This window comes from Photobacterium panuliri, from assembly GCF_059920555.1.
In genome coordinates this window covers 1,433,645-1,458,662 of the sequence record NZ_CP197192.1, presented here as the reverse complement: position 1 = coordinate 1,458,662, position 25,018 = coordinate 1,433,645, and the positions used below count along the sequence as shown (strand labels likewise).

At 40.8% G+C, this 25,018-nt stretch carries 23 protein-coding genes; all 23 read right to left on the bottom strand.

From position 1 onward, the window contains the following. Positions 1 to 13 precede the first annotated feature (13 nt). The 23 genes from ACSF8X_RS06940 to wecB (ACSF8X_RS06830) all read right to left on the bottom strand — a co-directional run bounded on the left by ACSF8X_RS06940 (position 14) and on the right by wecB (ACSF8X_RS06830) (position 24,985). Entirely contained in the window at positions 14 to 997 is a 984-nt protein-coding gene (locus ACSF8X_RS06940) for a DHH family phosphoesterase (RefSeq protein WP_500851014.1), read from the bottom strand. Further along, positions 994 to 1,599 (bottom strand): adenylyl-sulfate kinase, encoded by a 606-nt coding sequence (cysC, locus tag ACSF8X_RS06935; RefSeq protein ID WP_047880128.1) that lies wholly within the window; start codon positions 1,597 to 1,599, stop codon positions 994 to 996. Before cysC ends, ACSF8X_RS06940 begins: the two co-directional genes overlap by 4 nt. 9 nt (positions 1,600 to 1,608) lie before the next feature. Further along, positions 1,609 to 3,324 carry an SLC13 family permease gene (locus tag ACSF8X_RS06930; protein ID WP_500851013.1) on the bottom strand — a complete coding sequence of 572 codons (1,716 nt, stop codon included), beginning with the start codon at positions 3,322 to 3,324 and terminating at the stop codon, positions 1,609 to 1,611. A gap of 3 nt (positions 3,325 to 3,327) precedes the next feature. After that, positions 3,328 to 4,230: a sulfate adenylyltransferase subunit CysD gene (gene cysD, locus ACSF8X_RS06925; protein ID WP_420835132.1), complete on the bottom strand. Its 903-nt coding sequence runs from the start codon at positions 4,228 to 4,230 to the stop codon at positions 3,328 to 3,330. A 299-nt stretch (positions 4,231 to 4,529) separates the two neighbouring features. Further along, on the bottom strand, positions 4,530 to 4,961 hold the full coding sequence (locus tag ACSF8X_RS06920; protein ID WP_500851012.1) for an arsenate reductase/protein-tyrosine-phosphatase family protein: 432 nt from the start codon (positions 4,959 to 4,961) through the stop codon (positions 4,530 to 4,532). 82 nt (positions 4,962 to 5,043) lie between these two features. Beyond that, entirely contained in the window at positions 5,044 to 6,408 is a 1,365-nt protein-coding gene (gene glmU, locus ACSF8X_RS06915) for a bifunctional UDP-N-acetylglucosamine diphosphorylase/glucosamine-1-phosphate N-acetyltransferase GlmU (RefSeq protein ID WP_500851011.1), read from the bottom strand. A gap of 76 nt (positions 6,409 to 6,484) precedes the next feature. Continuing rightward, complete coding sequence (gene wecA / locus ACSF8X_RS06910) at positions 6,485 to 7,594, bottom strand: UDP-N-acetylglucosamine--undecaprenyl-phosphate N-acetylglucosaminephosphotransferase (RefSeq protein WP_500851010.1); 1,110 nt, start codon at positions 7,592 to 7,594, stop codon at positions 6,485 to 6,487. A 48-nt stretch (positions 7,595 to 7,642) separates the two neighbouring features. After that, on the bottom strand, positions 7,643 to 8,563 hold the full coding sequence (gene galU / locus ACSF8X_RS06905) for a UTP--glucose-1-phosphate uridylyltransferase GalU (protein WP_500851009.1): 921 nt from the start codon (positions 8,561 to 8,563) through the stop codon (positions 7,643 to 7,645). 113 nt (positions 8,564 to 8,676) lie between these two features. Then, positions 8,677 to 9,084, bottom strand: coding sequence for a WbuC family cupin fold metalloprotein (locus tag ACSF8X_RS06900; RefSeq protein WP_500851008.1), 408 nt, complete (start codon positions 9,082 to 9,084; stop codon positions 8,677 to 8,679). After that, positions 9,071 to 10,279 (bottom strand): glycosyltransferase family 4 protein, encoded by a 1,209-nt coding sequence (locus tag ACSF8X_RS06895; protein ID WP_500851007.1) that lies wholly within the window; start codon positions 10,277 to 10,279, stop codon positions 9,071 to 9,073. Before ACSF8X_RS06895 ends, ACSF8X_RS06900 begins: the two co-directional genes overlap by 14 nt. Next, positions 10,279 to 11,409: a non-hydrolyzing UDP-N-acetylglucosamine 2-epimerase gene (gene wecB, locus ACSF8X_RS06890; protein WP_500851006.1), complete on the bottom strand. Its 1,131-nt coding sequence runs from the start codon at positions 11,407 to 11,409 to the stop codon at positions 10,279 to 10,281. The genes ACSF8X_RS06895 and wecB (ACSF8X_RS06890) overlap by 1 nt, the downstream gene beginning before the upstream one ends. After that, positions 11,406 to 12,284 (bottom strand): dTDP-4-dehydrorhamnose reductase family protein, encoded by an 879-nt coding sequence (locus ACSF8X_RS06885; protein ID WP_500851005.1) that lies wholly within the window; start codon positions 12,282 to 12,284, stop codon positions 11,406 to 11,408. The genes wecB (ACSF8X_RS06890) and ACSF8X_RS06885 overlap by 4 nt, the downstream gene beginning before the upstream one ends. Then, a complete protein-coding gene (locus ACSF8X_RS06880) occupies positions 12,281 to 13,318 on the bottom strand; it encodes a polysaccharide biosynthesis protein (protein WP_500851004.1) in 1,038 nt (345 codons plus the stop codon). The genes ACSF8X_RS06885 and ACSF8X_RS06880 overlap by 4 nt, the downstream gene beginning before the upstream one ends. A 9-nt stretch (positions 13,319 to 13,327) precedes the next feature. Next, entirely contained in the window at positions 13,328 to 14,464 is a 1,137-nt protein-coding gene (locus tag ACSF8X_RS06875) for a glycosyltransferase family 4 protein (RefSeq protein ID WP_500851003.1), read from the bottom strand. After that, complete coding sequence (locus ACSF8X_RS06870; RefSeq protein WP_500851002.1) at positions 14,448 to 14,936, bottom strand: acyltransferase; 489 nt, start codon at positions 14,934 to 14,936, stop codon at positions 14,448 to 14,450. The genes ACSF8X_RS06875 and ACSF8X_RS06870 overlap by 17 nt, the downstream gene beginning before the upstream one ends. Beyond that, positions 14,929 to 16,131 carry a glycosyltransferase gene (locus tag ACSF8X_RS06865; RefSeq protein WP_500851001.1) on the bottom strand — a complete coding sequence of 401 codons (1,203 nt, stop codon included), beginning with the start codon at positions 16,129 to 16,131 and terminating at the stop codon, positions 14,929 to 14,931. Before ACSF8X_RS06865 ends, ACSF8X_RS06870 begins: the two co-directional genes overlap by 8 nt. After that, on the bottom strand, positions 16,106 to 17,317 hold the full coding sequence (locus ACSF8X_RS06860) for a glycosyltransferase family 4 protein (protein WP_500851000.1): 1,212 nt from the start codon (positions 17,315 to 17,317) through the stop codon (positions 16,106 to 16,108). The genes ACSF8X_RS06865 and ACSF8X_RS06860 overlap by 26 nt, the downstream gene beginning before the upstream one ends. Positions 17,318 to 17,387: 70 nt before the next feature. Next, positions 17,388 to 18,662, bottom strand: a complete 1,275-nt coding sequence (locus ACSF8X_RS06855) for an O-antigen ligase family protein (RefSeq protein ID WP_500850999.1) — start codon at positions 18,660 to 18,662, stop codon at positions 17,388 to 17,390. Positions 18,663 to 18,680: 18 nt separating this feature from the next. Then, complete coding sequence (locus ACSF8X_RS06850) at positions 18,681 to 20,201, bottom strand: lipopolysaccharide biosynthesis protein (protein WP_500850998.1); 1,521 nt, start codon at positions 20,199 to 20,201, stop codon at positions 18,681 to 18,683. Continuing rightward, positions 20,198 to 21,229, bottom strand: a complete 1,032-nt coding sequence (locus tag ACSF8X_RS06845; protein ID WP_500850997.1) for an NAD-dependent epimerase/dehydratase family protein — start codon at positions 21,227 to 21,229, stop codon at positions 20,198 to 20,200. Before ACSF8X_RS06845 ends, ACSF8X_RS06850 begins: the two co-directional genes overlap by 4 nt. Before the next feature lie 56 nt (positions 21,230 to 21,285). Beyond that, a complete protein-coding gene (tviB, locus tag ACSF8X_RS06840; protein ID WP_500850996.1) occupies positions 21,286 to 22,563 on the bottom strand; it encodes a Vi polysaccharide biosynthesis UDP-N-acetylglucosamine C-6 dehydrogenase TviB in 1,278 nt (425 codons plus the stop codon). After that, positions 22,563 to 23,825 carry a UDP-N-acetyl-D-mannosamine dehydrogenase gene (gene wecC, locus ACSF8X_RS06835; protein ID WP_500850995.1) on the bottom strand — a complete coding sequence of 421 codons (1,263 nt, stop codon included), beginning with the start codon at positions 23,823 to 23,825 and terminating at the stop codon, positions 22,563 to 22,565. Before wecC ends, tviB begins: the two co-directional genes overlap by 1 nt. A gap of 35 nt (positions 23,826 to 23,860) precedes the next feature. Continuing rightward, entirely contained in the window at positions 23,861 to 24,985 is a 1,125-nt protein-coding gene (wecB, locus tag ACSF8X_RS06830) for a non-hydrolyzing UDP-N-acetylglucosamine 2-epimerase (RefSeq protein ID WP_500851152.1), read from the bottom strand. Positions 24,986 to 25,018 lie beyond the last annotated feature (33 nt).

Below are 25,018 nucleotides of genomic sequence, written 5' to 3'. Positions count from 1 at the left end.
GTTCCTGTTATCGTTATAGCAACTGTTGGTAAAACTTATCGAGCGTATCCACAAACGCATCGTATTGATCAAACGGCAGCGCGTTGATCCCTGCGGCAGCCTGACGGCCACCACCGGTGACAAACTGGCAACAAACTTCGTCGGCACCGGTTCGCGCGGCAAGCGGCGCACGCACGCTCACGGTATAGGTCTGCGCAACGGCATCATCCAACGACGGGTTTTCAATCAGCACCGCATGGGCCTTGTTAGGCTCATCATTGGCAAGGGTATTGCCGAATACCCCGCTGATCCGCCTCGCCCAAGGCTGCGCTGGCAACATATAGACACAGGCGGTGCGACTCTGGTACGCAGGTTGGCAATCGGCCACGTTCTGCAAATCGCTCTCGTAGCCCGCTTTCAGGACATAATACGGCGATGCCGGGTCATCAAGCAACGCAAACGGATCAGGGTACGCCTGCAGCGCACGGAAGAGATCCCCCGGCGCAATGTGGAGATCGGCCAGGGTCGCGCCATAACCGTTGTAATTAATCAGGGTGCCCAGCTCTTGCAAAAACGCCGTTTGTGCCTCGTCAAGGCCACACTGCGCCGCCTTGTCGCGAGCTACCCGTAGCAGATTGTCGCCAAAGGCTCCGGCAATGGCCCAGTGGGCAAAGCGGCCGTCGAGCGCCTTGTCGACCAGCAGCGCGGTACAGGTCTCAGCAGCCAAATCGATCGTGGCATCAAGAAGCGGACTATCAGGGATCTGACCGCTGCGGTGATGGTCGAAATAGACCACCGGCACGCCCTTCGCCAGCAGCGACGACAAGGCACCGATGTTCTTCTCCATCGAGATATCCAGCACCGTCACCGAGCCGGCATCGGCCGGGACGCGGGTCAGCAAGTTGATATCACGCTTGACCCCAGTGATCAGCTCGGCATCGCACGGCTCGGCCCAACGCAACTGCAACAGGGCGATGATCCCATCGGCATCGCCATTAAATACATCGTAGTGCTTCACTGTAGGTAGCCTTTTTCCAAGAGGTAAGCGACAACCTTGTCGGCACACTCCGCCACTGACAAGTACTCGGTTTGCAGATGCACTTCCGGTGCCAGCGGCGGCTCATAGGCCGAATCAATCCCCGTGAAGTGCTTGATTTCACCGGCGCGAGCCTTCTTGTACAACCCTTTAGGATCACGCTGCTCACACACCGCCAGCGGGGTATCCACGAAAACCTCGACAAACTGGCCTGGCCCAACCATCGCCCGCACCTGCTCGCGATCAGCGACGAACGGCGAGATAAACGCCGTCAGCACAATGGTGCCGGAATCGACAAACAACTTAGCCACCTCGCCGATACGGCGGATATTCTCCACCCGCTCATGATCGGAGAAACCCAAATCACGGTTCAGGCCGTGGCGAACATTGTCGCCATCAAGCAGGTAGCTATGGCGCTGGTTTTCCAGCAGCTTGCTTTCCACCGCATTCGCAATGGTCGACTTACCGGAACCACTCAATCCGGTAAACCACAAAATAACGGGCTGCTGCTGTTTCAGCTGGCAGCGCTCTTCAAATGTGACAGTATGTCCATGCCACACCACATTTTCATTTTCACTCGACATTCCATTTCCTTAAAACGGGAAAAAAACCGGTATCGCGCTCAGGGCGACCACGCAATACACTAGGCTGACCGGCCAGCCCGCCCGAATAAAATCGCCAAAACGGTAATTGCCGGCATTCATTACCATCAAATTGGTTTGATAGCCGTAAGGGCTAATAAACGAGGCACTGGCCGCGTAGGTCACCGCCATGACCATCGGCATATAATTCACCTGATAGATCTGCGCAAACGCCAGTGCCATCGGCAACATGATCGCCGCTGCCGCGCTGTTGGTCATGGCCTCGGTCAGCACCACGGTGATTAAAAACAACCCGATATACGCCAACATCACCGAGCTGCCCCCCAGCCCGGCAAACAGCCAGCCGGTAATTGCCGCAGCCAGCCCCGAATGGGAGAAGGCATAGGCGATAGTCAGCGCACTCACCAACACCATCCACAGCTCGAACGGAAACCGTCGCCGGATCGAAGAGCCGTCAATCACCCCCGACATCACGCATACCAGTATATACAACGACAAGGTATCAATCAGATTGAGCGGTGACACCACCGAGCCCAGAACGGCACAAGCAAACCCGAACACCGCCACTACATTCTGCCAACTGCTAAAGGGCTCGCGGATCTTCTTGTCATTAAGAATAAAGAAATTGCGGCTGAGGTTGGTGCGGCTATGGAAATCGGCACCGGCGGCCAACACCAGCTTGTCGCCGGTCGCAATCACCTGCTCCCCCAACTTGCCTGACAGCGCCTCGCCGTTACGACTGATAGCCACCACCGCCGCGTCGAAACGGGAACGGAAGTTAACCCGCTTGATGGTCTTGTTGATCAGCACCGACTCGGGGCTGACAATCACCTCCACCAAGTTGTCGTTGAGCAGGCGGTCCTGCTCAGCAAACACCACAAGTCCGTCAAACGTATTGAGCTGCTTCACCTCACACACGTTGCCGGTGAAAATCAGCTTGTCGCCGGCCTCAATCACCGTTTCAGGCGTGACCGGCGAAATCAAGCGGCGACCGCGAACGATCTCGGCCAGAAACAGCCCCTCCAGTGCCCGGAGCTTGTTCTGGCGCACCGTTTTGCCAATCAGCTTGCTGTCGGCCGTAACCTCGGCATCAAGGAAGAACGCCTCGGGCGAAAACGCATGGTAACCGTTGCTCGGCAGGCGCTGGCTAATCAAGAAAATGGTCGCGCCACAGGTTACCACCAAGGCCAACCCCACCGGCAAGAAGGTAAAGAAGCCCAATGCCGGATAGCCCTGCTCCTCAATCAGGCCGTTGACCACCAAATTGGTCGAGGTGCCGATAAGGGTCAGGGTACCGCCGAGAATAGCAAAGTAAGACAGCGGAATAAGCAGGCGCGACGGCGGGTGGTCGCGCCCTTTGGTCAACGCTCCCATCAGGGTCGCTACCACCGCGGTATTATTCAAAACCGCCGAGCTCAGTACCGACACCCCAGCCAGATTGAACAGGGTCCAGCGGTACTGGGTACGCAGCAGCTTGCTGGAGAGCCACGGCAACAGATGCGAGCGCTCCAACGCCTGCGAGGCGACCATCAGCAGCAGCAAGGTCACCACCGAGCTATTGGTGATGTTACCGAGGATAACGGTCTGATCGACCTGCCCCGACACATAAAGCACCGCGACGGCAAACAGAAAAACAAGACTGATACGGGCTGAACTCAAGCTCAGGAACAGCAGCAGCCCGACAATCACACACGCCGTGATCAGCATGGGTTAGAAATAGCCTTCGCGCTTTTTCTTCTCCATCGATCCGGAACTGTCATGGTCAATCGCCCGGCCCTGACGCTCGGAGGTGGTCGTCAGCAACATTTCCTGAATAATATCCGGCAGCGTCGTGGCCTGAGACTCAACAGCACCGGTCAGCGGATAGCAGCCGAGGGTACGGAAGCGCACCATCTTCTGCTCGACTTTCTCGCCTTCGCGCAGCTCCATCCGCTCGTCATCGACCATGATCAGCATACCGTCACGCTCAACCACCGGACGTGGCTTGGCAAGGTAAAGGGATGGAATTTCGATATTCTCCAGATAGATGTACTGCCAGATATCGAGCTCTGTCCAATTAGATAGCGGGAATACACGGATGCTCTCGCCCTTGTTGATCTTGCCGTTGTAGATGTCCCACAGTTCAGGGCGCTGGTTTTTCGGATCCCAACGGTGGTGTTCGTCGCGGAAGGAATAAACCCGCTCTTTGGCGCGTGACTTTTCCTCGTCACGGCGCGCACCGCCGAAGGCCGCATCGAAGCCGTACTTGTCGAGCGCCTGCTTCAGGCCCTGGGTTTTCATGATATCGGTATGCTTGGAGCTGCCATGAACGAACGGGTTGATGCCCATCGCCACCCCTTCTGGGTTCTGGTGCACGATCAGCTTCATTCCCATCTTGCCAGCCATATAATCGCGAAATTCAATCATCTCTTTGAATTTCCACGTAGTATCAACATGCATCAGGGGAAACGGAGGAATACCTGGGGCAAAAGCCTTCTTGGCCAGATGAAGCATGACAGAGGAATCTTTACCCACGGAATACAGCATCACAGGGTTGTCAAACTCCGCCACAACCTCGCGGATAATATGAATCGATTCGGCTTCTAGTTGTTTTAAATGCGTTAGCTTATCCACATTTCGCTCCATTGTTTCAATAGCTGTTGTTCGATAGCAGTTGATTCGATAGGTTTCGATAGCCGTTCGAACCTGCCGCCAGCTATTCATTATGCTAGCTATAACCATACAGCATGGTGCATGGCCGTGCTTCAAACGGTTACAGTACCATAATCATGATTTATCGGCAGCTAATCATTTCCCCGCCCCTGGCTATCACCGACGAGAAAAACACTGTAAAACCAGCGAGCTATCGATATTGCCTCGAAGTACAAAGACAAAAAAACCGCCAAATGGCGGTTTTCTAATAACGGCTTGAGTTACTTTAGCTTTTTGGCCCAGGCAAGCGCCGCTTCATCAAGCAGGCTATAGGCAAAGTCAAAGGCCTCGCGGCTCTGGCGGTAGGGATCGGGAATTTCCTTCTGGCCAACCCACTGGCCGAACAGCATGGTTTTCCCTCTGGCCTCAGGTGCGATGTTGGCCACCGCGGCAATGTGGCCCTTTTCCATCACCAAGATCAAATCATACTCGCGGCACAGCTCACTGGTCAGCTGGCGGGCCTCATGCCCGTCCAAGCTGATCCCGTGATCCCGTGCCACCTCGGCCGCCATCGCATCTGCCGGCCGACCGACCAAGGCACCGACCCCGGCCGATGCGATCTCTTTATTCGGCAACAAGTGCTTAAGCAAATATTCACCTGATGGCGAACGACAAATATTACCGACACATACAACCAGAATCTTCTCAAACATACCTTGCCTTATTCCTTTCCCGCGGAGGGTAGCTCAGACACAAATCACGTCAGTATCCATAACTACCCAACCCACCAAACATTTAAGAGCCTTGTTTCTGTGGCCGATTCCAATTCTTGAGCGTTTTGGCCGGCACCCGGGTGACCACCAACTCGCCTTCGCCAACCGAACGGCTGATTGTCGAGCCAGCCCCGATAGTCGCCCCACTGGCCACCGTCACCGGCGCAATCAGCTGGGTATCCGAGCCAACAAACACATCATCGCCGATCTCGGTCTTGAACTTGTTGGCCCCATCGTAGTTGCAGGTAATGGTACCGGCACCAATATTGACCCGTTCACCCACCTGCGCATCCCCCAGATAAGTGAGATGGTTAGCCTTGGAGCCCTTGCCCAAACGCACGTTCTTGGCCTCGACGAAATTGCCGATCTGGGCCTCGTCGTCCAATTCTGTTCCGGGGCGAATACGGCTAAACGGCCCCACCTGACAACGCTGGCCGACAATAGCATTTTCAATCACACTATAGGGCTTGATCACGCTATCATCAGCCACCACACAATCTTTCAATATCGCCCCCGCCCCGACAACCACATTGTTGCCCAAGGTAACACGGCCTTCGATCACCACGTTGATGTCAATTTCAATGTCCTTGCCATGGGTTAGCTCGCCGCGCAGATCGAAGCGGCTCGGATCACGCAACATCACCCCTTTCTCAAGCAATTGGTTCGCCCGCAGCTGCTGGTAAGCGCGCTCCAACCTTGCCAGTTGGACACGGTTGTTAACCCCTTCGACCTCAATCGCCCGCTCAGGGTGCACCGCCTCAACCGCCCGACCTTCGTTGTGGGCAATGGCGACCACGTCGGTCAGGTAGTACTCCCCCTGCGCATTATTGTTAGTCAGCCGCGACAGCCAGCGCTTGAGATCGCCACCGTTGGCCACCATCACCCCGGTATTGACCTCTTTGATCAGCTTCTGCTCTTCGGTGGCATCTTTTTGCTCGACAATCGCCACCACCGGGCCGTTACGGCGCACAATCCGGCCGTAGCCCGAGGGGTCATCAAGCAGCACGGTCAACAAGGCGATACCGCCATTGGGCTGGGCATCGAGCAGGTTGCGGATAGTCTGGCGGCTGATAAGCGGCACATCACCGTAGGTGATCAGCACTTTCTCATCATCGGAAAAATGGGCCGCCGCCTCTGTCACCGCATGGCCGGTACCCAGTTGCTTGGCCTGCAGTACCCAGTTCACGCTCTCTTTGGCCAAGGCGGAATGCATCTGCTCGCCACCGTGACCGTAAACCAAATGAATATTCGACGAGTTCAGTGACTGACAGGTATCAATCACATGCTTGACCATTGGCTTGCCCGCCATTTTATGAAGCACTTTCGGCAAATTCGAGTACATGCGTGTCCCTTTGCCGGCAGCAAGAATAACCGTACTGAAGTTCATCCCAACCTCTGAAATATATTTGTAGAATTCTGTCAGCCATACTGACAATTAAATTAATGAACGAAGCCTGTCGATATTATTTTTCTGACTTCGGCTGCGGCACATCCATACTGAAATCGATGGTTTTATGGGTGCCAAATACCCCGCGAAGCACAGTGACAATTCGCCAGATATAGTTGATAACCAAAAAGTAGGTCACAAATACCAACAAGAAAGCGATGAACATCCACGTCTCGTTTATTTTGTAGATATCAGACCAAATGCCAACGGCAGCCAACAACATGGCAAGGGCGCAAATAAAAATGAGCGACATGGTCGAAGACAGGCCGATGCGCTGGCAAATATGATGGAGGTGCTCGCGGTCTGGCTGGAACGGCGACTGCCCCTTGCGCATACGGCGAACCATGATCGTCGCCATATCCATCAACGGCACCGCGATCAACCACAGCGCGGTAACCGGCCGAATTTCGGTGACATCCGGCCCTTGCGAAGCCTCGATAAGCAGCCAGATCACCGTAAAGCCAATGAATATGCTACCGGCATCGCCCATGAATACCTTAAACCGCCGCCCCAGCGGGATACCGAGGTTTAGCATGATATAAGGCAGCATGGCCGTAACAAGCATGGCGCAAAAAATGGCTGGTTGAAGATTGCCGTCTATATAGAACATATAGCCCAGCGCCGAAAAGGTGACAGAGGCCAAGCCGCCCAACAAGCCGTCGATACCATCGACCATATTGAAGGCGTTGATCGCTCCGATCACCCCCAATATGGTTATCAGGGTACTAAAGCCGACAGACAGCTCAATGGCCTCGCTCCCCATCAAAAACCCTAGGTTATGCAAGCTCTTCTCGCCAATTATGATCATAGCCAGAGAGACCCCAGCTTGAATAACCAAGCGAATTTTAAAGCTGATATCGTACCGGTCGTCTATTACACCAGTGACCACCAATATGGCTGCACATCCTAAATACAACCATAGATCCGAAGAAGGGCCGATAAACATCACGAAGGATACTGCCAAGGTAATGAATATTGATACCCCACCCACCAACGGAATCACCCCCTGATGGGTTTTGCGTGCATTGGGTTTGTCTACCAAACCGATTCGTTTTGCCAATTTTCTAAATACAAATAAACAGCAAAACGACAAGGCGAAGACAAACAAGAATACTGTAGATGTCATAGCCAACTCTCGTATCCATTCTGAGTTAAATGAAGGCTGATATTATAATTATCCGACAAGTTTTAATTTATTATCTGCCGTGATGATTGAGGTTAAATAAGTTTGAAATTCAACCCCCAACGTTTCGTGGCGCAGTCCATATTCAACAAATGCTTTTAAATATCCCAGCTTGTCACCACAATCATGAGATTTTCCACTCATATGAAATGCCTCAACGGTTTCTTCACGCATTAACATATCAATGGCATCAGTAAGTTGAATTTCATTACCAGCACCAGGAGGGGTAATAGCCAGCTTGTCCCAAATATTGGCAGACAACACATAACGACCGACAACAGCTAGGTTAGATGGCGCCTCTTCAATAGCGGGCTTTTCTACCATCCGCGTCATTTGACATGACTGCCCAGCAACCAGTTCCGTCCCAGCACAATCAACTACCCCATATTTTGACACATCTGACATGGGAACAGGTTCAACCATAATTTGGCTGGCGCCTGTTTGATCATAACGAACTAGCATAGCTGCCAAGTTATGCGTAGATTGATTAGCGGTATATTCATCCAAAATTACATCAGGCAAAACAACGGCAAATGGCGCATCACCCACAAGCGGTTTGGCGCACAATACAGCATGCCCTAACCCTTTAGCGTGGCCTTGACGTACATGCATAATAGTGACATCTTTAGGGCAGATAGACTGTACTTCTTCAAGCAACTGGCGCTTTACTCGTTTTTCCAGTGTCGCTTCTAGCTCGTAAGACGTATCAAAGTGGTTTTCAATCGCATTTTTTGAAGAGTGCGTAACCAGCACAATTTCTTTAATACCCGCCGCCACACATTCATTGACGATATATTGAATAAGCGGTTTATCTACAATTGGAAGCATTTCTTTAGGAATGGCTTTGGTGGCGGGCAACATACGTGTGCCTAAACCCGCGACAGGAATAACCGCCTTAGTTATTTTACTCATAATATCCCTATAATTATTAAACTCTATTAACATCACACAATCATAATAAGTATTGAATCAAATTAATAATTCAATTTATCAGCTATTAGAACACTAAGAGCATTGCTATACCTTTAAAACCATACTGGATAAACTTTCGCATTATTTTGAATAAAAGGACCTTCCTTTATTTCAAGCAAAAGAGACTTCTCCGTTATACATTCTAGGCTGTGAATTTCACCAGATGCAAACTCGATAATATTGCAGCTATTTTTAGAATCAACAAAAAAAGACTCAGTAATATCTCCACTCGTCGAGTATAATGTAACTTTAACGACGCCTTCTAATACAAGAAACATTTCCCATTGATGGGAAAATTCATGATAATGCGGTTCTACGAAACTGCCTTTACACATCCCAATGAGCAGGCGTTGAACTTTGTCTTTATAAGAACCATGGAGCAGCAGGTGAGCACGTTTTCTTTCTGAAATTTTCGCCTTAACAAATAAATCGCTAATCAAATCATCGTCAACAATTCTCATACTCCCTCTCTAAAGATTCTGTTATTGACTTTGAAATAGAATGTACAGAGAACTCATTCACCAATAAGTCATATGCTTTTTTACCTATATCCCTTCTTAGCTCTGCATTATGGTAAAGATCGGCAGCAGCTTGATATAGTTTGTCATCTTCACCATTTACATATATGAACCCAGCCTGATAACTATTAACAAGATCAAGAAGGTCGTTACCTTCGTTGACACTACCTAGTATCGGTAACGATTCCACCATATAACCCAATAACTTACCGGGGAAATTATGCGCAGTATGCTTTTGGGATAATGAGAACAACCCAATATCAACGTCAGCCAAAATCTGTTTAAAGGTATTTTGATCAACCGATGGCAAATAGCTGAAGTTCTTCAACTGCCACTGTTTCGCCAAATCATTAATCAATTCCACTTCATCGCCTTGCCCAACAAAAAGAAAATGGGCATTTTCATACTCGGCCATCCTTTTTGCCAACCGCATAAGATTTGCCATGTCTTGGGCATGACCAATATTTCCACCATAAAAATAGATGACTTTATCTTGTAGGCCGAGTTTTTCTCGGAAATTTTCACCGTTAGTTTTGGAAGCGGGTACTGATTTAGACCAATTCCTAGTCACTACCGTAGAATAACCAGAAAATGATGACTCAAATAAGTCTAGGTTCCGCTCTGACTGAAGCCCTATAATACTTGCCTGATCATAAGATAACTTTTCAAAAAATCGAAAATACTTTGCAATTAGAGAATCACCTTTGATCATACCCGCGTCGATAACCCACTGTGGAAAAAAATCCCTCAAGATAAGAAAAGTAGGACAACCGCATCTTTCTTTTATATTTTTGACCAAATTACCAAAGAAAACAGATGGCGAATAATAAATGACACCATCAAATGTATTTTCAGAGATGCTATTTTTAATTGCCCTCCATGCATGGAAAGAAAGTAATGTTTCATTTAATGCTCTTTCAATACGCCCTACGTCTTTAATCTTTCCACTTTTAAAGCGCCAGACATTTACACCATCAATCGTCCCAATATTAAGATGTGAATCTTGATCAGCACATGGCGTAATTACAGTAACATCGTGCCCATTAGTAACTAGTTCTTGCGCGAGTTCATGGAACATTTTTGCCCCAACTCGTGTGCTTTGTGGCAAGTAATCATCGATAATTAGAGCCAATCGCATTAATATTTTCTCCAAACAACACGATTAACATAATCTGTGTAGCTCAGTATGGTTCTCAACACTTTGTCTGAAACATTTGGTGCTTGATAGTCTACTACTTTGTTTACAAGACGCTTCTCACCTCTTGGCTGGTCATTGAGCACCTCAATAGCCTGTAATATTCGAGTTACACTCATGCCTGTAAACATTACCGCACCTTCTTCAAAGCCTTCAGGCCTTTCTTGTGCTTCACGAATATTAATTGCCGGAAAATTCAAAATTGAAGACTCTTCTGTGATCGTACCACTGTCACTGAGTACAACTTTCGCCTCTTTCTGCAAATGAACGTAGTCACTAAAACCCAATGGCTTCATAAGCTTCACAAGTTCATGAAACTTAAGGTTAAGCGAATCGATCTTTTTCCGTGTTCGTGGGTGAGTTGATACGATAATAGGATAATGATATTTCTCCGCCAGGGTATTCAATGCTTCCACATAACTATGTATATTCTTTTCTGAATCAACATTTTCCTCACGGTGCACACTCACCAAAAAGTATTCACCTTTGCGAAGCGACAAACGTTCTAGTACATCAGAACCTTTGATTTTATCTTTGTAATATTCAAGTACCTCATCCATCGGGCTGCCTGTTTTTACAATAAAATCAGGACTAATTCCCTCACGGAGAAGATACTCACGCGCTATGTCGCTATAAGGCATATTCACATCAGAAATATGATCCACTATCTTACGGTTAATTTCTTCAGGTACACGTAAATCAAAACATCGATTACCTGCTTCCATATGGAAAATAGGGATTTTCTTTCGTTTTGCAGGTATTGCTGATAATGCACTATTTGTATCACCAAGAATCAATATGGCCTCTGGCTTTAGGTCTTCAAACAAGCTATCTGATTTGCTAATTACCTGTGCCATTGTTTCAGCCGATGTTTTACCTGCACATTCTAAAAAGATATCTGGCGAACGAATACCTAGATCATCAAAAAATATTTGATTCAGCTCGTAGTCATAGTTCTGGCCAGTATGAACCAATGTGTGGTCGCAATACTGGTCTAGTTTTGCGATAGTTCTTGAAAGTCTAATTATTTCAGGTCTTGTTCCAACGACAGTAACTACTTTTAACTTATTCATGCCTTATACCTTTTATTATAATCACTATGCATATAACTGATTAACTCTTTCCATTCAGGGACAATAAAATCAATTTCATCTCTTATTCTCGTTGAATCGAGAGAGCGATCTATAATGAAATCATCCGCCTTATTAATCGTTACATCATGATTATAAATATCAGATACAAGAGAAATAAGTGTATATTTGTCAATAGGGTTTACTGATAAATGATAAAGTCCCGTTAAAGATTTGCTTGGTAAAATATTTTCTGCTAACAACTTTGCAATGTAACAGGTAGGAAGACCTGAAAAAATTGCTTTAGAGAATCCATTTACAACACCAGTTTGACTTAAAAACCAATCAATTAAACTAACCGAAGATTTCAGCTCATGACCAATAATAGAGGTTCTTAAAGTTAAGTGATCACCATAATTAACTTCACCTAAACATTTAGACCTACCATAGAGATCTGTTGCTGTTGGTAAATCACTTTCGAAATAATTACCAACTTTTCCATCAAATACACAATCTGTAGAAAAGTGAATAAGCTTTGCTTCGTATTTATCACATAACTCTGCCAATCTATGAGGTAGCAAAGCATTAATGCTAATAGCATCTACATGCTGTTTTGAGATAGAGTGTTGCTTGATAATTCCAATACAATTGATAACAACTGTTGGTTGCAAGTTGGCTACAACCGATTCCAATTGAGATAAATCGGTAACATCCACATTTTCAATAATATTACTTTGCAGAGTCGTGAAGTAGTCTTCAACACCAAAAAGTGTTCTTACCGTTCCATAAACATTATATTGTTCGAATTCAGATAAATTAGAAAACAAGCTGTAACCGAGCATTCCAGTTGCGCCAAGAATAAGGACATTCATCATCATACCCCTTCTGGCACAACCAAATTACCAGATTCAATTTCACGAATAAAATCCAGTTTACGCAGCAACTGCTTCATACCTTCAACATCAAGACGCTCAGTATTATGAGAATTATAGTCTTCTACTTTAGACAGATCTTTTTCACCGACTTCAAAGTACTTCGAATAATTCAAATCACGATTATCAGCAGGAACACGATAATAATTTCCCTGCTCGTGAGCAATAAACATTTCTTCACGACTACAAAGTGCTTCGTAGAGTTTTTCACCGTGACGAGTACCAATAATATTCACTTCATGATTCGGTTTATCCATGATTTCTAGAATTGCGCGTACCAACACTTCAATTGTTGCAGCAGGCGCCTTCTGAACAAAAATGTCACCATTTTCACCATGAGTAAATGCATGAAGAACCAAATCAACAGCGTCATCCAATGTCATCATAAAGCGTGTCATCGACGGATCCGTTATCGTAATCGGCGCACCATTAACAATTTGACGAACAAATAGCGGAATGACAGAGCCTCGAGATGCCATTACATTACCATAACGAGTACCACAAATTGTCGTATTGGTGTGCTCCAAATTTCGACTCTTAGCGACAATAACTTTTTCCATCATTGCCTTTGAAATTCCCATCGCATTAATAGGGTAAACCGCTTTGTCGGTACTCAAGCAAACAACACGTTTCACACCATGAAAAATGGCAGCCTCAAGAACGTTCTCAGTTCCTAATACATTTGTTTTCACGGCCTCAATTGGATAAAACTCACAGGATGGTACTTGCTTAAGTGCAGCCGCATGATAAACGTAATCTACACCGCGCATAGCATTAGATACACTCTGGTAGTCGCGCACATCACCAATATAAAACTTAATTTTATCTGATTTAAAGTGCTTTCTCATATCATCTTGCTTTTTCTCATCACGAGAGAAAATACGGATTTCACGAATATCAGTATTAAGAAAACGACGCAGTACAGCATTACCAAATGAGCCTGTACCTCCAGTTATAAGTAGAACTTTACTTGTAAACATAATTAATAGTCACTTAATAGTCGTAATATAAGAAAAAGTTAATTTGGCAGTTTTATTCCAACTAAAATACCTAGCTCTATCCGCTGACTTATTTGAATAAATGTCAAATAAATCCCCGCCCTCTAGATAATTTATTGCCTTTGCTAAAGTTTCACTCTTATAAGGGTCAAAATAAATACCAGCATCTCTAGCAAATTCAGGCATTGGTTCTATATTTGAACATAAGACAGGCCTTTTAGAAGCAAGTTTTTCTAATAAAATATTGGGACAGCATTCACATGATGATGCAAAGACCAATGCTTTAGCTGATTTATAGAGTGAAGGAAGTTTTTCATATTCAATAGCACCCAAATACACAACTTCATTTTCCTTACAATGTTTTCCTATATAATCAATAACTTCTCTACCATATTGATTATAAGCTGGCCCAACTAAAACCAGTGGCGTGGATATCAAGCCTAAGCTATACATTTCACACCATGCTTTAATCAATTCTTTTTGAGCTTTATATACATCAAGAATTGACACATATAAATAGTAACCGTTCAAACTCAAATTATAAATCGAGACATCTCCAACGTCATCATCATTAAAGATTGGATTTATTCCGTGATATATTAATGTTGATTTTTTTTCGATACTAGGCAAATAAACTCTAACTGAATCTCTGGAATACTCAGAAATAAATATTACACCATCCGATAACTTATATGACAATATAAACAAATACTTGAGTATAAATAATTTGAATCTTGAATATGAAAAAAATGGAAATCGTTTTCTTTCATTTTTGTCAAACGGTAACATATTACGAAGCGCAGTAAATCTTTTACACTCTGAAATAACAGGGGTTAGCATTATTCCGCCAGGAGCATAATAAGATTTAACTTCTCGAACCTTAATTAGCACTGGTAAATAGAATATCTCCCATATAAACCTAAAGAAAATATTGAAAGATGCAAAATCAGACTTATAAATTACAATTTTAGAAGACTCATAACTTTTAAATGCATCAATATTCTTTTTATTGACAACCAAAATGATTTTAGAGTCGTAGCTATTACAATTATACTCTTTTAATAAATTCTTTATATATGTCTGCCCACCACCTCGTAAAGCACTCAATGCATTAATTAGAATTATCATTACTATCAGCAATCCTTATAATTTTAGCTGGAACACCAGCCACAATAGCATTTTCTATAACATCTTTTGTTACAACACTTCCCGCAGCTATGACTGCTCCTGATGATATATTAACTCCAGGTAAAACTATTGCTCCAGCGCCTATCCATACATTTCGATCTATAAATATATCACCAGTAACATGAGTTCGTTCATTAGTATAATTATCTAAATTTAACCCACCAGTAATAATCTTTGCACCATAAGAAATAGTAACTCTATCACCTATTGTAATTATTGCATCATCACATGATTGTAAAATAACACCACGATTAAAAACACAGTGTGAACCTATTTTTATATTTTGTGGATTAAATATTTCAACATTACGGTCAATGATAAAATTACTACCGCACTCTTTTAATTTGCAACGCCAATAACATGTTAAAATGCGCCGAATCAAGCCATTGTATATTTTCGTAAAATCAAACATTCACAGACTCTTTCTCAAGTATGTCAAATAATGCCTTACCCCACGTACCATTCCATGAATATAATTCTATAACTTTTTCCCTAGCAGATTTTGATATTTTTAATGAGTGATCCCTATCATTTGAATATTTAATTATCTTTTCTGCCAAATCAATTTCATCATATGGGGTGAATAGTACTCCTGTTACATCATCATCTATTACATCATTATTACATTTATAGTCAGGTATAATGGTTACAGTTTCTGCTGACATATATTCAAAAACTTTGATAGGACAAATGATGTCTGTAGAACCAGGTAAAACAGTTAAATCAGCAGCTGACAATATAGATGGGACATATTCTTTTTCAACAGGCCCCATGAAATGCACAGATTTACCTAACAAATTATTATCTTTAGCAAAAGAAAGGCATTTGTTATAATCTTTGCCATCACCAACAAGTAGAAATTTTATATTTTCAAAACCTTTTTCATCTATTTTCTTAGCAGCCAAAAGTAACCTTAATGTATCATGATAAAAAGCATAACTTCCGACATAACAAACTAATGACGACTTATCATCTAAATTAAGACTAGCTCTAATATTATATCTATCATTTTCACTCTGAATAAATTCATCGGGATTAACTGCATTGTTAGCAACAATGACATTTATTTTACTAGAAAATTCACTAGTCAACTTTTCCTTTATTACTTCAGACTCAACAACTATATAATCAGCATTATTAACTTTATATTTCTCAATCATTTTCGCAAAAAATACAAATAATGATAACCTATAATCGACTAAATGATCTTTCCACTCAAGTACATATGGGATACCTAATTTTTTAGCTAATATCAAAGAACTAAAATGTAACCTGGAAGATCTTTCCCAAATCAAATCATATTTAGATATATCATCAATTGATTTAATATAATTAAAAACTTTTATATCATGAATAATATCAACAATCTCTGATAATGTTCTAATTAATGGTTTTAATATTTTATTATTCCTAATTTTATTATTATGGATATCAGAAGCACCGTACTTAACTCTGTCATGAGTTCTCTTATTTGTTAAATCCCCCCCGCATATAAGTGTCAACTCAATAGGGAGTTCATTCCAACAAGATATAACCTCTGAAATTTTCCTACCTAAATTCTTTTTAAAAAAACTTCTGCCGCTAACATTGTATATAACCTTTTTCACCGCTAATACTCTTCATAAGTTCTAAAATATTTTTAGAATATTTTTTTGAACTATATTCATTCAAAACAAACATTCTCCCCTTTTCTCCAAATTCTTTTCTTTTTTCTGGGTTCTCAATGAGATGTATTACAGATTCAGCTAAATCCTTTGGTTGGTTAGGTGGTACTAAATATCCCCAGCAATTATGATGAAGCCACTCTGGGATACCTCCAATATTGCTTGCAACACATGCCGTTTTACAAGATAAAGCTTCAGGACCTACTAACCCAAATTGCTCATGCCATAAACTAGGCATTACAAAAATATCGGCTTCTATATATAGTTCTCTTACTTTATCTCTATCAACAAAACCTAATAACTCTACATTATATTCTAATTCAAATTTTTTTATTTGCGTTTCCACCCAACCAAGAAGATTACCTTTCCCTGCAATTTTTAGTAGGGCATCTCTGTGCTTTATTTTAATTATTTTCAATGCTTCTATTAAAACTTTGATTCCTTTTTGTTCAGCTATCGCACCAACATAGAGTAATACTGGCCTTGGATTTTCCTTTTTGCTAACAGGTTTATCAAAACATTCATCAATTCCTAATGGCATATAACATGAGTTGTCAAATCCTAATCTTTTGATTGCAGAATAAAGTTGTCTAGATGGACAATGGAAAAAATCAACATTTGATCTTAATTGATTATTATATCTATCACTTAATTGTTTATATAATAATGAAGGTAAGAGTGATATACATCCCTTACTATAACACTTCATCCCAATTCCTAATTCGCAAGGCGCACAATCTTTCAACCCTCCCCACGATGTAGCACAAAACAAGTTAGGTCCATGCAATGTCTGTATTGTTCGATATTTACCTAGTTTCTTGTAAATTGAGTGTGGATATTTAGATATTAAATGCACATGGATGATATCAGGATCAATTCTATTAACATAATCTTCAAAGTGTTTCTCTAATACTCTCGAACCAACAAACTTATCAACTTTTCTTTTTATTTTTGAGCTACTCTCAATATAAAAACAGTCTTGTTCATTATCACTTCTAGGAACATCTGAAAACGAGTATGTATATACTTTATACCCTTGAGACTCTAAATATTTTTTTTCAAGAATTAGAACTGCATCACCTCCACCACTAAAGTGATTATGATCATTTACCAATAATATTCTTTCCATATTGATCACTAATTAACGTCATTTAAATTTGAAATCTTTACAGGGAAATTTAATTCTAAATAGAATATATTCATTCTAACTTCGATGATGTAACGTACATACTAACTATAAGCATCATGAAAATTCTCAGATTATTCAAATTAGATGTTGAAAACCCACCCCAAAAAGTATGTCCAGATAGACCTATCACCATACACGCAATAATATATGAAAAAACAGCAAGCACCATATAATAATTTTTATCTTCCTTCTTTCCTCTAATAAAACCATATACCCTTATAAAAAACACATAGAAAATTGTTATGAATAGGAGCAGTCCAATCAAACCTGATTGTTCAAATGCAAAAACATATATATTATGAAAACCATAACCTATTCTAAAATTCCCATCAATTGGTGATACATAAAACCCGCCACCTATTATAGGCATTGCTAAATAATTATCATATGCATATATATCAAATGAATTGAATAATAACAATCTAGATATTATCGAATGCTCTTCTGTACCTTCAAGCTTTTCCATTCTTGATAGCGTTTCAAATCCATCAATATTAAAGCCACTATCAAATAAAGACACATAAGTAATAACTAAAAGAAACACGAAAAAAATTGATATTATTTTCTTTTCAATCCCATCAAACAAATAGTAGAAGAATACTATTGCTGTTAGAACAACCATAAATAAATGAGTTCTAGAACCTGTATATAATGTTGGCCATAACAAAAAAACAGATACGAAAAGGTAAGTGTAAGATTTTGTTTTTAAAAATAAAGCTAATGCAATTATAAAAACCAGTGGCAAATACATAGCAATCTGAAAATATGAGCCTACAAATGGTCCCCATACGTAATTTTCAGGTTTAACAATCACTAATGACTCAGACAATACTATTTCAGTAGAACCACTATTTATCTCATACAGGCAATAAACCGCCGTTACCACTCCTCCTAAAACAATATACTTACCTATCTTTTCAAGGTCTATGTTCTCTCTCGGGATAGATATAATAATAGTTAACAGCAATAAACCTTTATAATATTCAATCAAATAAAATAACATATATGCATTTATATTGCTTGGGAAATCAGAAATAATAACTGATATAAATACACACAATGTAAACCATAGAACCAAACTGAACCATTGTTTATAAAAAATATCATCATATTTTATTTTTATACCACTCTTCAGCCAAACCAAAAAACCTAAAACAAGAGCGATATCAAATAATCTAGGGTTAAACTTATCAACACCTGACAATTCAATTATTGGCAATTCATATCCAAATGAAACCCCAATAAAAATAAGCCATAATTGATAAGCGTTGATTTTTATTTTCAAAATATACCTTTGAATTATTTAAGCGTTATTAGTTTCGACTTTAAGTTTTATGTTATTCTTTAAAGAGAAGAATATTCTAAAGATGTCATTTCTTAATGGCTTAATTATCAAAATTAAAGTTATATACAATAGAAACCCAACAAAGATTGTTCCAATAAAAGTCTCAATAACTCCAAAATCAATAAAGAACAATCGAGATAAATAAAAACACACTCCTACTAACAATGAATTTACTAATGGCAGCGTAATACTATTAAGCAATTGACTTAATGTTAATGATGTATTGTGAAATGCAAACATGAAAATTGGAATAGTTAACAACCACATACCAATTGAATAATACTTAGCGATACCTAATACACCACTGCTTACCCCTAAAAACATTAAGCTTGATAGAAATATGGTAGATATAAATCCCCAAATCATCATTCTCTTAACTCGTCCTAATGATACATATACCCAACCAACTGTACATGTCACAGGTTGCCAAAATGCTGCAAATGCTAATATTTTAAATATCTCTGCTGCATCAACCCAATTCTCACCAAGCAAAATAACAATTACTTCATAAGATAATATCCACATAAGAACAACAACAGGCATGGACACATACGCAATTAAATTTATTATTTTAAAATAATATTTATTAAATTCATCCGGTGAATCCTGCAATCTACTTAATGTAGGTACTGCAACACTTGTTAATGGTGCTGTAAATTGCCCTATAGGTAATAATAAAAGTGAATATGCTCGTGAATACAATCCAACTGCACCAGCCCCCCATTTCCATCCCAACAATATAGTATCTAAGTTTCTCGAGAAGTAATTAACAAAACCATAAATAGTCATATAACCACCAAATGAAAGCATTGAGCTTACATTTGAAATATGATGTGGTTTACCCGGAACCCATCCTGAATATATCCATACACCAACCATTAATGATAGAGCTTGCATGATTTGAAGTATCACAAGAGACCAATAACCAAATCCAGATAATGCCGCTAATACAGCAGATACAATTGCTATAGTTATTGATATTATCTCTATGATAGCTAACTGCTTATACATCATTCTTCTTCGTAAGATTGCCTGATGTTGTACTGTTAACCCTCCGAAAAATAAGCCAATAGCAAGAGCGTATGTTATACCTATGAGTTCTTCCTTCTCATAAAAAGAAGATATTGTTGGCGCCATGAAAATAGTCAAAACCATAAAGAAAAGACCGAGCAAAGCATTCACCCAAAATAAGGTACTTATTTGCTCATGAGTAATTTCTTTTTTTTGAATCGTTGCTTGTGATAATCCAAGGTCCTTAAATGACACAATAAATGTAGCTATAACTGAAACCATAGCTACTAAACCAAAATCCTCAGGAAGGAGCAACCTAGCTAGAATAATATTAGATGAAACCTGTAAGAAAAACTTTAATATTTGTGCAATTAAAGTTATAGCTCCACCACGCACAGCTCTGCTCTTTAGATTATTATCAATCTGCACGTCATCAAATAAATCATTAGATCTTTTTTGCTTGTTCATATTATTTTTCTTAGCTGGGACACATACCACGGCATTGCTTGATTAATCCCATCGGATAAACTATGTGTTGGTTTATAACCTAATAATCTCGTAGATTTTCTTATATCAGCTTGTGAATGCCTAACATCACCGCTTCTAAAATCATTATATTTCACATCACATTCATAATTAACATCACAACTTAGAAGTGAAAACTTAATTTTTTGATAAAGTATATTTAATGATGTTCTATCACCAACAGCAACATTATAAACTTCATTCTTTGCATCTTCCTGTGCTGTTGCGGCTAAGAGGTTAATTTGAATGACATTATCTATATAGCAAAAATCACGACTTGTTTCACCGTCTCCATTTATATAGACATCATCACCGTTAATCATCGCCGCTGTCCATTTGGGAATAACTGCCGCATATGCACCGTTTGGATCTTGCCGCCGCCCAAACACATTGAAGTAACGTAAGCCAATTGCTTTAAAACCATATGTTCTTGCATATACTGATGCATAAAGCTCATTAACGTATTTAGTAACTGCATATGGTGAAAGAGGATTACCAATATTCTCTTCAACTTTTGGCAATGCTGGGTGATCACCATATGTCGAACTACTCGCTGCATAAGTAAAGCTTTTTACTTTTTCCTCTTTTGCTGCATGAATCATATTTAAAAAACCGGTTATGTTTGCCGAATTTGATGTTATAGGATCAGCGATCGAACGTGGTACAGAGCCAAGCGCAGCTTGATGCAATACATAATCCACACCTTTTACTGCTCTTTGACACGTTTCAAAATCACGAATATCTCCCTCAATAAAGAAGAATCTATCCCATTGCGAATCACTCACTAAACCTTTAACTTCATCTAAATTATGTTGATGTCCGGTTGCAAAATTATCTAGGCCAATAACGGTTTGGTTTAGCTTAAGTAGTTTTTCTAATAAATTAGAACCAATAAAACCAGCAACACCAGTCACAAGCCACACCTTAGGTGTTGATTTTAACTCTTCCTGAATTTTCTCGTACTGTTCCATGTTTACACCATTTGAATAGGTGAGGTTTCCCCCACCTAATATTTATTAATCAACCATTAAAGGCGCATATCAACATCTTGCTTATCAAGAACATATTTTAAATCATAAAGAACATGTTCTTCTTTACCGAGTTGACGTATTGCATTCTCACCCATTTCTTTAAACTCATTATGTGACACAGCTAATACCATCGCATCGTAATGATTATTTTTCAATTCACTAACTAGCTGCAATCCGTATTCATGTTCAGCCTCTTGACTTGAACACCACGGGTCAACAATATCAACATTAATGTTATATTCATTTAATTCACTAACAATATCGACAACTCTGGTATTTCGTAGATCTGGACAGTTTTCTTTAAATGTTAGCCCCATGACAAGTACATTCGCACCTTCAACTTGGATTCTTTTCTTCAGCATTTTCTTCACAAGTTGTGACACAACATACTGCCCCATACCATCGTTCAAACGACGTCCGGCAAGAATCATCTCAGGGTGATAACCAACACTCTGTGCTTTATGCGTTAAATAATATGGGTCGACACCAATACAGTGTCCGCCTACTAAGCCTGGGCGGAATGGTAAGAAGTTCCACTTTGTACCTGCGGCTTCAAGTACTTCTAATGTGTCTATTTCTAATTTGTTAAAAATGATAGACAGCTCATTAATAAGCGCAATATTGACATCGCGCTGTGTATTTTCAATTACTTTTGCCGCTTCAGCTACTTTTATTGAGCTTGCTTTATGGGTACCCGCAACAATAATTGAGCGATAAATACTGTCCACTAAATCAGCGACTTCTGGTGTTGATCCTGATGTAACTTTCTTGATAGTGGTAACACGGTGCTCTTTATCACCAGGGTTAATACGCTCTGGTGAGTACCCAGCAAAAAAGTCCTCATTAAATTTAAGCCCAGAAACCTTTTCCACAACCGGAATACAGTCATCCTCTGTTGCTCCCGGATATACTGTCGATTCATAAACAATCACATCACCTTTAGATATAACTGAACCTAAAGCCTCAGATGCTTTTATCAATGGAGTTAAATCAGGTTGTTTATGTTCATCGATTGGCGTCGGAACCGTAATAATATATACATTGCACTGTTTCAATTCCTGTAAATTTGCCGTATAGACTAGCTTGGTCGCTTCAACCAATTCTTCAGAAGAGCACTCTAATGTTGAATCCGTACCATCACGAAGCTCTGCAACTCGGCCTTCGTTAATATCGAAACCAATGGTTTTAAATTTCTTTCCAAATTCAACAGCAAGTGGTAGACCTACATAACCAAGCCCAATAATTCCTATATTTATATTATTTAAATTAATCATTATTTCCAAATCCCTTTGGTATCTATAATATAAGTGTCTTTTAATTGTATTTTTTTAAATTGCTTATGATCAACAAGCATTACATGGATATCGGTTTTAGATAAAGATTCATCAATTGTGACAAGTCTAATCTTACTATTATTTATTGTCTTTATATTCGGTTCAATTGCTAATACATCCCCATCATGAATATTAGCAATACTCTTCGCAATTTCTAAAGCTGGGCTCTCACGTAAATCATCAATATCAGGTTTAAATGTTAAACCATAACAAGCTATTGTAATATCTTTCGTTGTTTTGTTTTGATTTGCTGATAAAAAATCATCTATAGCCTTTTTTACCATGTTTATAACCCACTCAGGTTTTAAATCATTAACAACTCTAGCTGTATGAATGATTCTTGCTTGTTCTGGTGTTTTAGACACAATAAACCATGGATCAACGGCAATACAATGCCCTCCAACACCAGGGCCAGGTTCTAAAATGTTAACTCTTGGGTGACGGTTGGCTAGTGCAATCAATTCCCATACATTAATATCCAACTCGTTACAAATCATTGATAGTTCGTTAGCAAAAGCAATTTGCACATCTCGAGAACTATTCTCTGTCAATTTAGCCATTTCTGCGGTTCTTGCATTAGTGACAACACATTCGCCCATGACAAATGTCTTATACAATTCAACAGAACGCTCTGAACAACGCTTTGTCATTCCACCAATAACTCTGTCGTTATGTACAAGTTCTGTTACTACTTTTCCTGGAAGAACTCGCTCTGGGCAATGTGCTATATTTACATCTGCCAGCTCTCCTTGATGCTGGGGAAATGACAAATCTTCTCGATATTTTGCTAACCATTCAGCCATTTTCTCTGTTGTCCCAACGGGTGAAGTAGATTCAAGAATAACCAGATCACCTTTTTTCAACACGGGTGCTATTGCTTTGGCTGCTTCATGAATATAACTTAGATCAGGCTGTGGTATTTCCCCTTTTTTACAAGTTTTAAATGGTGTCGGCACAGCGATCAAAAAGGCATCAGCAGCCTCAGGAGTTGTAACGGCTTTTAAATAACCTTGTTGAACTGCCGCACTTACCAACATATCTAAATCAGGCTCTACAATGTGAATCTTACCTTGATTGATTGTATCAACAGCATGCTGGTTAACATCAACGCCAATTACCTTTTTTTTACGAGATGCAAACATAGCCGCAGTAGGTAGGCCAATATAACCCAAACCAATAACTGACACTGTTTCAAAAGACATAATGTATCCTTACGTTGCAATATTTAGAAATCTAGCTATTTAGCCAACTCTACTAAAATTCGTTTACAAGCCGCACCATCACCATAGGGATTATGGGCATAGCTCATCGCTTTATAAGCTTCATCATCAAGCAACAGTGCATTGAGTTGATCGCAAATTTTTTCAATGTCAGTACCAACAAGCTTTACTGTTCCTGCTTCTACAGCCTCTGGTCGCTCAGTTGTATCGCGCATCACCAAAACAGGTTTACCTAATGATGGTGCTTCTTCTTGAATACCACCAGAATCTGTCAAAATAATATGAGAACGCCCCATTAAATAAACAAAAGGTAGATACTGCTGAGGTTCAATTAAAAAGATATTTTCTGTACCTGCCAATATACGATTTACCGGTTCACGAACATTTGGATTTAAATGTACTGGGTAAATAATTTGTACATCATCATGTTGTTGTGCGGTTTTAACTAATGCTTGGCAAATACGTTCAAATCCACCACCAAAACTTTCTCTTCGATGTCCTGTGACTAAAATAATTTTCTTATTTTTAGCCAGGTAAGGAAATTGTGCAGCTAATGTAGCATTCAAATCAGAATCACGATCTATTTTATTTTTCACTAATAATAAAGCATCAATCACTGTATTACCCGTTACTGTTATATACGACGGGTCATAATTTTCTTTTACCAAATTCTGTTTTGATATTTCGGTTGGGGCAAAATGATATCGTGTCAACGATCCTGTTAATTTACGGTTAGCTTCTTCTGGCCAAGGTGAATATATATTACCCGTTCGTAACCCGGCTTCTACATGCCCCACAGCTATTTGCTCATAATATGCAGCTAAACTCGCAGCAAATGTAGTCGCAGTATCGCCATGTACTAATACGACATCTGGTTTGAATTCTGTAAGAACGGGCTTCAGTTCCATTATAATTCTAGCAGTTACTTCATTGAGGGTTTGACCTGATTTCATCAAATTCAGATCATAGTCAGGCTGTATCTCAAACAGATCTAAAACTTGATCCAACATTTCTCGATGTTGGGCAGTTACACAGACTTTTGCCTCAAAACGATCATCATTAGCCAATTCAGCTACCAGTGGAGCCATTTTTATCGCTTCCGGGCGAGTGCCAAAAACCGTGAGTACACGTTTTTTTACCATCATTGATCCCTAATATGTTGTCATCTTCAATGC

What these genes read in the sequence shown, in the direction of transcription:
- galU (WP_500851009.1), bottom strand. Translation starts at nt 8,563, where the DNA reads ATGAGTAAAATAACTAAGGCGGTTATTCCTGTCGCGGGTTTAGGCACA.
- wecB (WP_500851152.1), bottom strand. Translation starts at nt 24,985, where the DNA reads ATGGTAAAAAAACGTGTACTCACGGTTTTTGGCACTCGCCCGGAAGCG.
- tviB (WP_500850996.1), bottom strand. Translation starts at nt 22,563, where the DNA reads ATGATTAATTTAAATAATATAAATATAGGAATTATTGGGCTTGGTTAT.
- ACSF8X_RS06920 (WP_500851012.1), bottom strand. Translation starts at nt 4,961, where the DNA reads ATGTTTGAGAAGATTCTGGTTGTATGTGTCGGTAATATTTGTCGTTCG.
- ACSF8X_RS06895 (WP_500851007.1), bottom strand. Translation starts at nt 10,279, where the DNA reads ATGCGATTGGCTCTAATTATCGATGATTACTTGCCACAAAGCACACGA.
- wecC (WP_500850995.1), bottom strand. Translation starts at nt 23,825, where the DNA reads ATGTCTTTTGAAACAGTGTCAGTTATTGGTTTGGGTTATATTGGCCTA.
- ACSF8X_RS06850 (WP_500850998.1), bottom strand. Translation starts at nt 20,201, where the DNA reads ATGAACAAGCAAAAAAGATCTAATGATTTATTTGATGACGTGCAGATT.
- ACSF8X_RS06845 (WP_500850997.1), bottom strand. Translation starts at nt 21,229, where the DNA reads ATGGAACAGTACGAGAAAATTCAGGAAGAGTTAAAATCAACACCTAAG.
- cysC (WP_047880128.1), bottom strand. Translation starts at nt 1,599, where the DNA reads ATGTCGAGTGAAAATGAAAATGTGGTGTGGCATGGACATACTGTCACA.
- glmU (WP_500851011.1), bottom strand. Translation starts at nt 6,408, where the DNA reads ATGAACTTCAGTACGGTTATTCTTGCTGCCGGCAAAGGGACACGCATG.
- wecA (WP_500851010.1), bottom strand. Translation starts at nt 7,594, where the DNA reads ATGACATCTACAGTATTCTTGTTTGTCTTCGCCTTGTCGTTTTGCTGT.
- ACSF8X_RS06880 (WP_500851004.1), bottom strand. Translation starts at nt 13,318, where the DNA reads ATGTTTACAAGTAAAGTTCTACTTATAACTGGAGGTACAGGCTCATTT.
- ACSF8X_RS06860 (WP_500851000.1), bottom strand. Translation starts at nt 17,317, where the DNA reads ATGGAAAGAATATTATTGGTAAATGATCATAATCACTTTAGTGGTGGA.
- ACSF8X_RS06930 (WP_500851013.1), bottom strand. Translation starts at nt 3,324, where the DNA reads ATGCTGATCACGGCGTGTGTGATTGTCGGGCTGCTGCTGTTCCTGAGC.
- ACSF8X_RS06870 (WP_500851002.1), bottom strand. Translation starts at nt 14,936, where the DNA reads ATGTTTGATTTTACGAAAATATACAATGGCTTGATTCGGCGCATTTTA.
- ACSF8X_RS06900 (WP_500851008.1), bottom strand. Translation starts at nt 9,084, where the DNA reads ATGAGAATTGTTGACGATGATTTGATTAGCGATTTATTTGTTAAGGCG.
- ACSF8X_RS06875 (WP_500851003.1), bottom strand. Translation starts at nt 14,464, where the DNA reads ATGATAATTCTAATTAATGCATTGAGTGCTTTACGAGGTGGTGGGCAG.
- wecB (WP_500851006.1), bottom strand. Translation starts at nt 11,409, where the DNA reads ATGAATAAGTTAAAAGTAGTTACTGTCGTTGGAACAAGACCTGAAATA.
- ACSF8X_RS06885 (WP_500851005.1), bottom strand. Translation starts at nt 12,284, where the DNA reads ATGATGATGAATGTCCTTATTCTTGGCGCAACTGGAATGCTCGGTTAC.